Origin of the sequence: Bradyrhizobium sp. B120, assembly GCF_049075665.1 — a bacterium.
Taxonomy (GTDB): domain Bacteria; phylum Pseudomonadota; class Alphaproteobacteria; order Rhizobiales; family Xanthobacteraceae; genus Bradyrhizobium.
The window spans coordinates 5,287,377-5,299,579 of the sequence record NZ_CP185242.1; the positions used below are offsets into that span (position 1 = coordinate 5,287,377).

General features: G+C 64.1%; 11 protein-coding genes. 6 read left to right on the plus strand and 5 right to left on the minus strand.

Going from position 1 to position 12,203, the window contains the following annotated elements; genetic code table 11:
- Nucleotides 1–103: 103 nt before the first annotated feature.
- From ACOIX3_RS24410 to ACOIX3_RS24420, 3 genes are all read left to right on the plus strand, one after another.
- Entirely contained in the window at nucleotides 104–1,087 is a 984-nt protein-coding gene (locus ACOIX3_RS24410; RefSeq protein ID WP_420964612.1) for a polysaccharide deacetylase family protein, read from the plus strand.
- Nucleotides 1,088–1,104: 17 nt separating this feature from the next.
- Nucleotides 1,105–2,325, plus strand: a complete 1,221-nt coding sequence (locus ACOIX3_RS24415; protein ID WP_420964613.1) for an amidohydrolase family protein — start codon at nucleotides 1,105–1,107, stop codon at nucleotides 2,323–2,325.
- Nucleotides 2,326–2,467: 142 nt separating this feature from the next.
- Nucleotides 2,468–3,205 (plus strand): TetR/AcrR family transcriptional regulator, encoded by a 738-nt coding sequence (locus ACOIX3_RS24420; protein WP_342711812.1) that lies wholly within the window; start codon nucleotides 2,468–2,470, stop codon nucleotides 3,203–3,205.
- Between the two features lie 53 nt (nucleotides 3,206–3,258).
- On the opposite strand, the gene ACOIX3_RS24425 is transcribed toward ACOIX3_RS24420, so the two are convergent.
- The 5 genes from ACOIX3_RS24425 to ACOIX3_RS24445 form a co-directional block, all read right to left on the minus strand.
- Nucleotides 3,259–4,851, minus strand: coding sequence for a gamma-glutamyltransferase family protein (locus tag ACOIX3_RS24425; protein ID WP_420964614.1), 1,593 nt, complete (start codon nucleotides 4,849–4,851; stop codon nucleotides 3,259–3,261).
- A 152-nt stretch (nucleotides 4,852–5,003) separates the two neighbouring features.
- Nucleotides 5,004–5,891, minus strand: a complete 888-nt coding sequence (locus ACOIX3_RS24430) for a 2-hydroxy-3-oxopropionate reductase (RefSeq protein WP_420964615.1) — start codon at nucleotides 5,889–5,891, stop codon at nucleotides 5,004–5,006.
- 106 nt (nucleotides 5,892–5,997) lie between these two features.
- Nucleotides 5,998–6,783, minus strand: a complete 786-nt coding sequence (gene hyi / locus ACOIX3_RS24435; RefSeq protein WP_420964616.1) for a hydroxypyruvate isomerase — start codon at nucleotides 6,781–6,783, stop codon at nucleotides 5,998–6,000.
- Nucleotides 6,784–6,822: 39 nt separating this feature from the next.
- Nucleotides 6,823–8,610, minus strand: coding sequence for a glyoxylate carboligase (gcl, locus tag ACOIX3_RS24440; protein ID WP_420964617.1), 1,788 nt, complete (start codon nucleotides 8,608–8,610; stop codon nucleotides 6,823–6,825).
- Nucleotides 8,611–8,801: 191 nt separating this feature from the next.
- Nucleotides 8,802–9,644: an IclR family transcriptional regulator gene (locus ACOIX3_RS24445; RefSeq protein WP_420964618.1), complete on the minus strand. Its 843-nt coding sequence runs from the start codon at nucleotides 9,642–9,644 to the stop codon at nucleotides 8,802–8,804.
- A gap of 238 nt (nucleotides 9,645–9,882) precedes the next feature.
- Here ACOIX3_RS24445 and ACOIX3_RS24450 point away from each other — a divergent pair, with 238 nt between their 5' ends.
- From ACOIX3_RS24450 to ACOIX3_RS24460, 3 genes are all read left to right on the plus strand, one after another.
- Nucleotides 9,883–10,296, plus strand: coding sequence for a CBS domain-containing protein (locus ACOIX3_RS24450; protein ID WP_420964619.1), 414 nt, complete (start codon nucleotides 9,883–9,885; stop codon nucleotides 10,294–10,296).
- A gap of 85 nt (nucleotides 10,297–10,381) precedes the next feature.
- Nucleotides 10,382–11,398: a 2-dehydropantoate 2-reductase gene (locus ACOIX3_RS24455; RefSeq protein ID WP_420964620.1), complete on the plus strand. Its 1,017-nt coding sequence runs from the start codon at nucleotides 10,382–10,384 to the stop codon at nucleotides 11,396–11,398.
- Between the two features lie 5 nt (nucleotides 11,399–11,403).
- Nucleotides 11,404–12,186 carry a fumarylacetoacetate hydrolase family protein gene (locus ACOIX3_RS24460; protein ID WP_420964621.1) on the plus strand — a complete coding sequence of 261 codons (783 nt, stop codon included), beginning with the start codon at nucleotides 11,404–11,406 and terminating at the stop codon, nucleotides 12,184–12,186.
- The last annotated feature ends 17 nt before the right edge of the window (nucleotides 12,187–12,203 follow it).

A 12,203-nucleotide genomic window follows, 5' to 3' on the forward strand; every position in this document is an offset into this window, starting at 1 on the left:
TCTGGTCCGCTGCCGCCGTCTCCGCGGCCTTGACGGAAGTAAAAACTTTCTTCACAAATTGACGAATGTCAAGCGGCTGATCGCGCGCCGAATGGAGATTGCAATGCAACGGGAGACTGGAGCGGAACCGGAGCGGGCCACCTCAAATGGCGTTCTCGGCGGTGCAACATCCGCACAAGCGGCGGATCCAGCGCGGGGTCTCAACTCTCACGACCGCTATCGCTACAGCGCGATCACGCGCCGGCCCGACTTCGTGTGGCCACACGGAAAGCGGCTCGCGGTTTACATCGCGCTCAACCTCGAGCATTTCGCTTTCGGCGATGGACTCGGCGCCGAACTCTGCCCAGGCGGTCCACATCCGGACGTCCTCAATTACGCCTGGCGCGATTATGGCAACCGGGTCGGCGTCTGGCGGCTCATCGACCTGTTCAACGAGCTGAAATTGCCGCTCTCCGTGCTGGCGAACAGCAGCATCTATCACTACTGCCCGGAAGTCATGGACGCATTTCGCGCGCGCGGCGACGAGGTCGTCGGCCATGGACGGACCAATTCCGAACGGCAAGGCGTGCTTTCACCTGCCGAGGAGCAGCAACTGATCGAGGAGGCGACGGATGTCATCGCGCGTGCCGAGGGACGACGGCCGCTCGGCTGGCTCGGTCCGTGGATCTCGCAATCCGCCGTGACGCCGGACCTTCTCGCCGAAGCGGGCTACCAATATCTGCTCGACTGGTGCATGGACGACCAGCCGGTGTGGTTCTCGACAAGGGGTGGCGGGCGGATCCTGTCCGTCCCCTATCCACAGGAACTGAACGACATCCCCTCGATTGTCGGACGCAAGGACAGCGGCGAACAGTTTGCGACCATGATCACGGACACATTCGAGGAGATGCTTACCCAATCCACCAAGCAGTCGCTGGTGATGGGGATCGCGCTGCATCCATACCTGGTCGGCCAGCCGCATCGGCTGCGGCCGCTGCGGCGCGCCCTGCAGGCGATCGTCGCACGGCGCGAGGACATCTGGATCACCACCGCCGGTGAGATCGCGGCATTTTCGCGCGCCCTGCCCGACGGCATCGTCCCGACATAAAAAACTGGAGACTCGAATTGACTGCCATCGACACACTCTTTCAGAACGCGCGGCTCGCCGACGGCCAGCTGGTCGAAATCGCCGTCCGCGGCGGCAAGATCGTGGCGATCGCGTCGTCCCCGCAAAGCTACGGCGCAGTCGGCGAAAGGCGCGACCTTGGCCGACGCCTGGTGCTCCCCGGCATGGTCGAAGGTCACATCCACCTCGACAAATGCTTCATCGGCGACGACTGGAAGCCGCATCGGCCCTGCACCGCGGGCTTCAGCGTGCGCGAGCGCGTCAAATTCGAGAAGGAAGCGCTCGCCGGCGCCAAGCCGATCCCGGTTCGGGCCGCGGCCCTGATCGACCTTTGCGTCTCGCAGGGCACCACTCACATGCGCAGCCATGTGGATGTCGATGCCGAGGTCGGCCTGCGACATTTCGAACCGATCGCCGCCGCGCGGGAGGCGCACCGGGAGAAGCTTTCGATCCAGATCGTCGCGTTTCCCCAGAGCGGCATCCTGACATCGCCCGGAACGGCCAAATTGCTCGAGGAAGCCGTTCGCGCCGGCGCTGATCTGGTCGGCGGGCTTGATCCCGCAGGCCATGACGGTGACGTCGCCGGGCATCTCGACGTCGTCTTCGGGATCGCCGAGCGGCATGGCGTCGGCATCGATATTCACCTGCATGACGGCGGCCTGCAGGGCATCTCGGAGATCGAGGAGATCGCGCGACGCACCAAGGCGTCGGGCCTTGGCGGCAAGGTCACGATCAGTCATGCCTACGCGCTCGGCGAAGTGGCCGTTGACGTGGCTCAGCGTACCGCGCAGCAGCTTGCCGAGGCCGGCGTCGCTATCTTGACCAATGCCCCGGGCGCGCACGCATTCCCGCCCGTGTTGCTGCTTCGCGATGCCGGCGTCACCGTGTTCTCCGGCAACGACAACATCCGCGATTCCTGGTGGCCCTACGGCGACGGCGACCTGCTCGAGCGCGCAATGATGGTCGGCTATCGCTCCGGCTTCAACACGGACGATCAATTGGCCGCGGCCTTTGACATGGTCACGACCAACGCAGCGCGCGCGCTTGGCCTCAAGGACTACGGCCTCACGGTCGGCGGGACGGCGGATTTCGTCGTGCTGGACGCCCGGCATGTCCAGGAAGCCGTGGTTGCTCGTCCCAAGCCACGCGATGTCTACAAGGCTGGCCGACTCGTCGCGCACAACGGCGCGACGGTGGCAGCCGGCGCCCAGAAGCAGTGAACATGGAGGAATCGCACTTGACGAACAGTCGCAATGCCGATCTCAATCCCAGCTGCTTGCGCCGGGAACCGGTCCGCTGTCCGATGTGGCCTGATGCGGATGTGCCCTGCGTGAATACCCGAGCCCAGGCAAGGTTGACGCCGTGACAGAAACGACAGCACCGACCAGCCCCACCCGCAGCACCACACGCGGAAAGCGGCCTCGCGACTCCGCGCTCACCAAGGAAGCGATCCTGCGCGCCGCGACCTTCGAGTTCTGTCACAATGGCCTCGGCGGCGCACGCGTCGAGGCCATTGCGCAGCGCGCCAAGGCCAACATGCGCCTGCTCTACGCCTATTTCGGCGACAAGAACGGGCTCTACATTGCCGTGCTTGAGGACGTCTACACCGAAATTCGCGCCGCCGAACAGCGGCTGAACCTGGATGATCTCGAGCCGATCGCCGCAATGAGCGGGTTGATCGATTTCACGTTCACGTTCTTCGGGCAGCACCAGAACTACATCGCCCTGATCAACACCGAGAACCTTCAGCGCGGACGCAATATGCGCAAGTCGCGCAAGATTGCCGATCTCACTTTGCCCCTGGTTGCAAGCATCGAAAGCATTCTGCGGCGCGGCGTGGCGGCGGGCCTGTTTCGCGGTGACGTCGATCCCATCCAGCTCTATGTCTCAATCACCGCGATGAGCTATTTCCACGTTTCCAACCGGTACACATTGTCGGCGATGTTCGACAAGGATCTCGGCGCGTCGGACTGGCTAGAGCTGCGCCGAGAGCATGCGCAGGACATGATCCTGACCTGGCTGACGGCCCCTGCCGGGGGACGCAAGGACAAGTCAGCAGGATCGAAGGCGACGACGCGCCTCAGCAAGCCGTCCCGCTAGCGGGGCAAGCCGCACGACGCAATATCGTGCGGATCATGCGCCGGGAATGCCCCTCAGCGGGTCGCAACGACGCCGTCACTGCGCGGATCGCTGGCTCCTTCCATCAGGCCGTCCGGATGCCAGACGATCGCGCCGGCGTGTCCCATGACCTCCTCGAACGGACCGGTCACCTGAATGTCGTGGCCGAGTGCGCGGAGCTGTTCGATGATCGCGGGATCGAAGCGGGATTCGATCTTCAGATTGTTGTTTTCCTCGCCCCAGGTGCGACCGAGCAACCAGCGCGGCGCCGTGATCGCCGACTGCAGCTCCTGACCGTGCATGGCGTAACGGGAGAAGATAGCGGCCTGGGTCTGCGGCTGCCCCTCTCCGCCCATCGTGCCGAAGGAGATCAGCCGCCCGTCGCCGAGTTCGGCCATCGCCGGCTGGATCGTGTGGAACGGCAGGCGTCCCGGATCCAACCGATTGGTATCGGTCTCGCTGAGGCTGAAGCTCGTTCCGCGGTTTTGCCAGGTCACTCCGCTCTCGGGGAGGATAACGCCCGAACCAAATTCCCAATAGACGCTTTGAATGAAGCTGACGCTGAGTCCGTTGCGATCGGTCGCAGCGAGCCACACCGTATCGCCCTGCTTGGACGGATCGGGCCACGGCGCGGCGCGGCGGTCGGATACCGTTTCGTGAAGCGCGGCGAGCGACTCCTCGGACAGGAATTCAGCGGCCGGCCGCTTCATGTAATCGGGATCGGTCACATGGCCGTTGCGAATACGGAACGCAGCCTTCGTGCATTCGACGAGCCTGTGCAGATGATCGACGCCATCGGCTTCGCCGGCGATGCGCCGGGCATACAGTGCCAGGATCAAAAGCGAGGCCAGCCCCTGCGTCGGCGGAGGCATATTGAAGACCTTGTGTCCGGACACCTCGACCGACAGCGGCGTCACCAGCGATGCCTGATGCCGCTCCAGATCAGCGAGCCGCAGCGGGCTCCCTACCCGCTCGAGGTCGGCCGCCATCGCGCGCGCCAGTTCGCCGCGATAGAAATCAGACAGCCCTGCCTTGGCCAGACGCCGCAGCGTCTCGGCGACACGCGGCTGCCGCAGCCGCGCACCGAGCGCGAGCGGGGTGCCTTGCGGCAGATAAACCTCGGCATAGCCGGGCACGTTTTCGAGCTCATGCCGCTTCTTGCGGATGTTCTCGTGCAGCGTGCTGGTGACGGCCGCGCCCTCCTCGGCATGCCGGATCGCGGGCTCGAGAAGCCGCGACATCGGCAGCCGCCCGTCATGACGATCGCGGCTGAGTTCGTAGGCCTTCTGCCAGCCGTCGACGGTGCCGGCGACGGTGAGCGCGGCGAGCGGGCCGCGACCGGGAATGCTGCCGCAGCCACGCTCGCGATACCAGCCGCGATCCGCGGCCATCGCAGAACGTCCGCAAGCCTGAATCCCGACCGGCATCGAACCGGCGCGGCCGACCAGCCAGAAGCTGTCGCCACCGAGACCGTTCATGTGCGGATAGACCACCGCAATCGTCGCGGCCGCGGCGATCATCGCCTCAATGGCATTGCCACCTTCCGACAGGACGGCGAGTCCCGCCTGCGCCGCCAGGTGGTGCGGCGCGGTCACCATGCCGCCATAGCTTCGTTTTGTCTGCAACATCGGTCGTCTCTCCCAAGCCCGCGTATGTAATAATATTTTTACTTACCGTGTCAAGGAGCCAAAGACCGCTCTTTGGGATACCCGTGCCGGGCCGTCGAACTCGTCACCGGGGCGGACTGTTCAAAGTCCGCACGGCGACCATTGCATGAAGCTCAGGCAGCCGCCACCTCGTGGCCCGCCATGACTTCCAGCGCCCTCAGCATTGCGGAATGATCCCAGGCCTTGCCGCCGAGCGCGGTGCAGGTGTTGAACAGCTGCTGGGCTGCCGCGGTGCCCGGCAGCGACAAGCCGAGCGCCCGCGCGCCTTCCAGCGCGAGGTTGAGATCCTTCTGATGCAGCTCGATGCGAAAGCCCGGATCGAAATTGCGCTTCAGCATGCGCTCGCCGTGCACTTCAAGGATCCGGGACGAGGCAAAGCCGCCCATCAGCGCCTGGCGCACCAGCGCAGGATCGGCGCCCGCCTTGGACGCGAACAGCAGCGCTTCGCTCACCGCCTCGATGGTCAGCGCCACGATGATCTGGTTCGCAACCTTGGTGGTCTGGCCGTCACCATTGCCGCCGACATGCGTGACGTTCTTCCCCATCGTATCAAAGAGGGGCTTCATCGCGCTGAACGCCCGCTCCCGCCCGCCGACCATGATGGTCAGGCTTGCCGCCTTTGCACCGACCTCACCGCCGGAAACCGGCGCGTCGAGATAGTCGGCTCCGAGCGCATCGATCTTCCGTGCAAACTCCTTGGTCGCCAGCGGCGAGATCGAGCTCATGTCGACCACGATCATGCCCTTGGAGACGCCCTCAGCAACGCCGCCCTGACCGAACAGCACGGCTTCGACATGCGGCGTATCCGGCACCATGATGATCACGGCATCCGCTTCCTGCGCCACTTGCCTCGCGGACTCGCAAGCGACGGCGCCGGCCGCAATCAGGTCCGGCGGAAGAGGTGCGACGTCGTGCAGGAACAGGCGATAGCCGGCAGCCAGGAGGTGGCTCGCCATCGGACGTCCCATGGTGCCGAGCCCGATAAATCCGATGTCTTTCATTTGTCGTCGCTCCTGTCAGGCGGGTTAGAGCGTTCTCCAGCGAAGCGGAAAACGCATCAAAACAAGATCCAGAGTTCCGTTCCGGTAAGATCGGAACGCAAAATCTCTAGGTCACGAAGGTCTGCGCGGCATGCCAGGCGAGGCTCTCGAGCGTGGTCGTCCGCGGCTTGTATTCGCACCCGATCCAGCCGCGATATCCGATGCTGTCGAGATGCTTGAACAAATAGGGATAGTTGATCTCGCCGGTCCCCGGCTCGTTACGGCCGGGATTGTCGGCGAGCTGGACATGCGCGATCCGGTCGAGATGCTTTTGCAGCGTCCGCGCCAGATCACCTTCCATGATCTGCATGTGATAGATGTCGTACTGGATGAACAGGTTGGATGAGCCCACGTCGGCAATGAGCTGCACCGCCTGTTCCGTCCCGCTCAGGAAGAAGCCGGGAATATCGAGCGTGTTGATCGGTTCGATCAGGAGCTTGATGCCGTGCTGGCCGAGCGCAGCGGCGGCGAAGCGCAGATTGGACACCAGGACCTCGCGCAGGTCGGCGGCATCCGCACCGGCGGGAGCGATGCCGACCAGGCAGTTCAGCTGCCGGCAATCCAGCGCCTTCGCATAGTCGATCGCGCGCACCACGCCGTCGCGAAATTCATCGACACGGTTGCGCAGGATCGCAATGCCCCGCTCGCCGGCGGCCCAATTGCCGGCCGGAAGGTTGTGCAGAACCTGGGTCAGCCCACAGCGCGCCAACTCCTCGCGCAACGCGCCCTTTTCGAAGTCATAGGGAAAGAGATACTCGACTGCGTTGAAGCCGGCGGCCTTGGCGGCGGCGAACCGATCGAGGAACGGCAGCTCGTTGAAGAGCATGGTGAGGTTGGCGGCAAATTGAGGCACGGGTGGAATCTCCGCTTGGGGCAGCGCTGGATGATGTCGTCAGGCCGGCAACAGCGTGCCGGATCGTTGTGCGCTCGGCACGTCATCGAGCGGGAGATCGAGCACCTCCTCGAATTCGACGATGTTGTCGATCTCCGTTCCCATCGCGATATTGGTGACCCGCTCGAGAATGAACTCCACCACCACGGGCACCCGGTGCTTGGCCATCAGCTCGCGCGCGGTCGCGAACGCAGCCTGCGCCTCGTTCGGATCCGTCACGCGGATCGCCTTGCAGCCGAGCCCCTCCGCGACGGTGACGTGGTCGACACCGTAAGCGCCGATCTCGGGTGCGTTGATGTTCTCGAACGAGAGCTGGACGTGATAGTCCATGTCGAAGCCGCGCTGCGCCTGCCGGATCAGCCCGAGATATGAATTATTCACGACGACGTGGATGTAGGGCAGATTGAACTGCGCCCCGACCGCGAGCTCCTCGATCAGGAACTGGAAGTCGTAATCACCCGACAGCGCGACGATGTCGCGGTCGGGATCGGCGGCGCGCACGCCGAGCGCGGCGGGCAGCGTCCAGCCGAGCGGACCGGCCTGCCCGGCGTTGATCCAGTTGCGCGGCTGATAGACGTTGAGGAACTGGGCACCCGCGATCTGCGACAACCCGATCACCGTCACGTAGCAGGTGTCGCGGCCGAACGCCTTGTTCATCTCCTCGTAGACGCGCTGCGGCTTGATCGGGATGTTGTCGAAGTGGCTCTTGCGCAGCATCGAGCGCTTGCGGTCGCGACAGGCCGCGGGCCAGGCCTGCCGATCGCGCAGCTTGCCGGACTTGCGCCACTCCCGGGCGATGGTCACGAACATCTCCAGCGCGGCCTTGGCGTCCGACACGATGCCGAGGTCCGGATTGAAGACCCGTCCAATCTGCGTCGGCTCGATGTCGACGTGAACGAATTTGCGTCCCTTGGTGTAGGTCTCGATCGAGCCGGTGTGCCGGTTGGCCCAGCGGTTTCCGATGCCGAGCACGAAATCGGATTCGAGCATCGTGGCGTTGGCGTAGCGATGGCTAGTCTGCAAGCCGACCATGCCGGCCATCAGCGCGTGATCGTCGGGAATGGCGCCCCACGCCATCAGCGTCGGGACCACGGGAACGTTGACCGCTTCGGCGAACGCGACCAGCAGCTCGGATGCATCGGCGTTGATCACCCCGCCGCCAGCCACGATCAGCGGCCGCTCCGCGGCGTTCAGCATCTCGAGCGCCTTCTCGATCTGCTTGCGTGTCGCCGCAGGCTTGTAGACCGGCAGCGGCGAATAGGTCTCGTCGTCAAACTCGATCTCGGCCAGCTGCACATCGACGGGAAGATCGATCAGCACCGGCCCCGGCCGCCCCGAGCGCATGATATGGAAGGCCTGGCTGAACACCCGCGGCACCAGCGCCGGCTCCCGCACCGTGACGGCCCATTTCGTCACCGGCTTTGCGATCGCCTCGATGTCGACGGCCTGGAAATCTTCCTTGTAGAGCCGCGCCCGCGGCGCCTGACCGGTGATGCAGAGGATCGGAATCGAATCCGCGATCGCCGAATAGAGGCCGGTGATCATGTCGGTTCCGGCCGGGCCCGACGTGCCGATGCAAACGCCGATATTCCCCGCCTTCGCCCTGGTATAGCCTTCCGCCATATGCGAGGCGCCCTCGACGTGGCGCGCCAGAATGTGCCGGATCGAGCCGTTGCGCTTCAGCGCGGAGTAAAGCGGATTGATCGCGGCGCCGGGAACGCCGAACGCGCAGGTGATCCCCTCGCGTTCGAGAATGCGCACTGCTGCATCGATTGCTCGCATCTTCATCTGATGATCCCGCTTCGCTATGAGTTGGCCTGAGTATGATCATCAGGCCCGGGGTCATCGATCTCAACGCAATCGATTGGATTTTCCGCACAGTGGCAGCGCTTGCGATTTCTCGCATGTCTCCAAGCGATTAGCGCCTGCGAAACAATGGAAACCGGCAAAGCCGAGAACCGCAGCAGGCCTTGCGCCTGCTACGGTTGCGTGCGGCTGCTGCCGCGAAGCTCCGCCGAGAGCTCGGCTGCGATCTGATGCACGATGGCGCCGATCTCCGGCAGGCGCGCGTCGGTCAGCCGATCCGCCATCCCCGACACCGAAACCGCGGCGAACGGCTCGCTGCAATCGTTGAAGACGACCGCAGCCACGCAGCGCAGGCCGAGCCGCGCCTCTTCATCGTCCACCGCATAGCCCTGGCGTCGCACGGTCTCCAATTCCCGAAACAGCTCGCCCGGCCGAATGATCGACTTTTCCGTCAGGCGCGGCATGCCGCGACGGCGGATGATCGCGTTGATGTCCGCATCGGAATACGCGGCGAGCACCGCCTTCCCCACGCCCGACGCAATCAGCGCTACGCGTCCGCCGACCTTGGTCAGCGAGCGCATGATCTCCCGGCTTTCGATGCGGGATACGACGATGATGGAATCATCGTCGACCACGGCAAGATTGGCGGTTTCCCTGGTCTGGTCGCGCAGCTTGCGCAGATAGGGCAATGCCCGCGCGGAAAAATTGCGCCGACGCATGAAGGTCGAGCCGACCACGAAGCTTTGCGCGCCGATGTGCCACTTCGACTCCTCGCGGTCGAACTGCACGAACCTGCGATTCTCCAGCGTCGTCAGCAGCCGATGGGCCGTCGAGGGCGGCAAGCCGATGCGGATCGCAAGATCGGTCAGCCGATAGCCTTCGTCATCCTCTGCAAGCGCTTCGATGATTTGCAGCGCGCGATCGACCGATTGAACGCCGCCGTCTCGCGCGTCCTGATCCGGCTGCGCGCGAAAATCGGGATCGGACGGCTTGCGCCGGATCGGCTCTCTTTTCATCACGACCTGCCCCTAACCGGTTGCGGTTCAGAACGAAATTGCTCGCCGACAACGAGCCTCACATTTGGCATATGGCATACCAAAAGACCCCTGAGTCAAGGTAGCAGAATTCGAGAATAGGTCAGTATTTTTGCCATTTATCTTGCATAAAGCGTCGATTCTTTTGTTTGACTTCTGGGATAATGTATACCACGATTGTTTCTTAACGACCCAATGATGCAACCGGGAGGACCATACCATGTATGTCGGGGACATCCTTCGCACCCACAGTGCGCACGTGGTGACGATCGGCTCGAGCGAAACCGTGAGCATTGCAGCGAACCTGATGTACGCGAGCAATGTCGGCGCACTCGTGGTCAGGAGCGCCTCCCGCAGCGTCGACGCCGCCGTGGTCGGAATGTTCAGCGAGCGCGATGTCGTCGCTGTGATCGCCGAGCGCGGCACTGGTGGTCTTGGCGCGAAAGTCGCGCAGTTCATTTCGCCGCGGCCGCTGGTGTCCTGCAATTCACAGGATGCGCTCGCCGATGTCGAGCGTCTGATGGTCCGTCACGACATCCGCCATATTCCCGTCATCGACAACGGCCGGCTCGTCGGCGTCGTGAGCATGCGGGACATCGGCTTTGCCTTGGAGGAAGCCGCCTGCGCGGCCTGACGGATTTCCCCAAGGCCATTGCCACGCAACCCGGTTCGAGCCGTTGTGGCTCATGCTGTGCCCCCACTCTGCTCGCGAGGATTTCATGAAGGTCTGCATCTACGGCGCCGGTGCCATCGGCGGCTATCTCGGTGTCGAATTTATGCGTGCTGGCGCCGATGTCAGCCTGGTCGCGCGGGGCGCGCACCTCGCCGCGATGCGGCAGAACGGCCTGAAGCTCCTGATCGGCGATGAGGAGCGCGTGGTGCATCCTCGCTGTACCGATAACCCCGCCGAACTCGGCGAGCAGGATTTCGTCATCATATGCCTCAAGGCGCATTCGATCACCGGCGTCATCGAGCCGATGCGGCCGCTGCTGGGTGAGCGGACCCGCATCGTCACCGCTGTCAACGGCATTCCCTACTGGTATTTCTACAAGCACGGCGGACGGCACGAAGGATCGGCGCTGGAGAGCATCGATCCCGGCGGTCGGCAGTGGAACGAGCTCGATCCCGCGCGCGCCATCGGCTGCGTGGTCTATCCCGCCACCGAGATCGAGGCGCCCGGCGTGATCCGCCACGTCTACGGCAACAGCTTTCCGCTCGGCGAACCCTCCGGCGAGATCACACCGGATGTCGAGCGGCTTGCCGCCCTGTTCGCGGCAGCGGGCATGAAGGCGCCGGTCCTCGACCGCATTCGCGACGAGATCTGGCTCAAGCTGTGGGGCAATGTCTGCTTCAACCCGATCAGCGCCCTCACCCACGCGACCCTCGACGTGATCTGCACCAATCCCGGCACGCGCGCGCTGTCCAGGGCGATCATGCTGGAGGCCCAGGCGATCGCGGAAAGCCTCGGCGTCAAGTTCCGGGTCGATGTCGAACGCCGCATCGAGGGCGCCCGCAAGGTCGGCGCGCACAAGACCTCGATGCTGCAGGATCTCGAGCGCGGACGGCCCGTCGAGATCGATCCGCTGATCACCGTGGTGCAGGAGATGGGCCGGATGACAGGGATTGCAACGCCGGCGCTCGACGCGGTGCTGGCGCTGGTCGCGCAGCGCACCAGACTGGCAGGCCTCTATGACGGGGCGGCCGGCGTCGAAGCCCAATCGCTGGCGGTGGCGTGATCGCGATGACCAATGTGACGCGCTGGGTCCGCTTCCGCCACCATGCCGAAATCGGCTTCGGGCAACTCACCCCGTCCGGCATCTCCGTGCACGCAGGCGAGATGTTCGGCGAGACACGACCAACCGGACAGACGCTGGCGCTTGACGATGTCGAGCTGCTCGCGCCGACCGAGCCGAGCAAGATCATCGCGCTCTGGAATAATTTCCACGCGCTGGCGGCGAAGCTGAAATCACCTGAGCCGGCCGAACCGCTGTATTTGTTGAAAGCGCAAACCAGCGTGACCGCGCCTGGCGCCGTCATCACGCGCCCCTCAGGCTACGACGGCAAGACGACCTACGAAGGCGAGCTCGGCATTGTCATCGGAAAGAGCTGCACGGCCATCGCACCCGAACAGGCCGACGGCTTCATCTTCGGCTATACCTGCACCAACGACGTCACCGCCGCCGACATCCTCAATCGCGATCCGACCTTCCCGCAATGGGCGCGGGCCAAGGGTTTTGACGGATATGGCCCCTTCGGTCCCGTCATTGCCTCGGGCCTCGACCCCGCACGCCTCGTGGTGCGCACCATCCTCAACGGCGTCGAGCGCCAAAACTACCCGATCGCCGACATGATCTTCAGCGCGCAGGCGCTGGTCAGCAAGATCTCACACGACATGACGCTGTTGCCGGGCGACCTGATCTGCTGCGGGACATCGATCGGCGTCGGGGTGATGAAGGAGCCCGTCAATACCGTCACCGTCGCGATCGACGGAATCGGGGAGTTGACCAACGAATTTCGTCAGTAGGCGGCGGCAGGACCACA

Coding starts and splice junctions, on each gene's coding strand:
- ACOIX3_RS24410 (WP_420964612.1), top strand. CDS start 104: ATGCAACGGGAGACTGGAGCGGAACCGGAGCGGGCCACCTCAAATGGC.
- ACOIX3_RS24450 (WP_420964619.1), top strand. CDS start 9,883: ATGTATGTCGGGGACATCCTTCGCACCCACAGTGCGCACGTGGTGACG.
- ACOIX3_RS24455 (WP_420964620.1), top strand. CDS start 10,382: ATGAAGGTCTGCATCTACGGCGCCGGTGCCATCGGCGGCTATCTCGGT.
- ACOIX3_RS24430 (WP_420964615.1), bottom strand. CDS start 5,891: ATGAAAGACATCGGATTTATCGGGCTCGGCACCATGGGACGTCCGATG.
- ACOIX3_RS24445 (WP_420964618.1), bottom strand. CDS start 9,644: ATGAAAAGAGAGCCGATCCGGCGCAAGCCGTCCGATCCCGATTTTCGC.
- gcl (WP_420964617.1), bottom strand. CDS start 8,610: ATGAAGATGCGAGCAATCGATGCAGCAGTGCGCATTCTCGAACGCGAG.
- ACOIX3_RS24425 (WP_420964614.1), bottom strand. CDS start 4,851: ATGTTGCAGACAAAACGAAGCTATGGCGGCATGGTGACCGCGCCGCAC.
- ACOIX3_RS24460 (WP_420964621.1), top strand. CDS start 11,404: ATGACCAATGTGACGCGCTGGGTCCGCTTCCGCCACCATGCCGAAATC.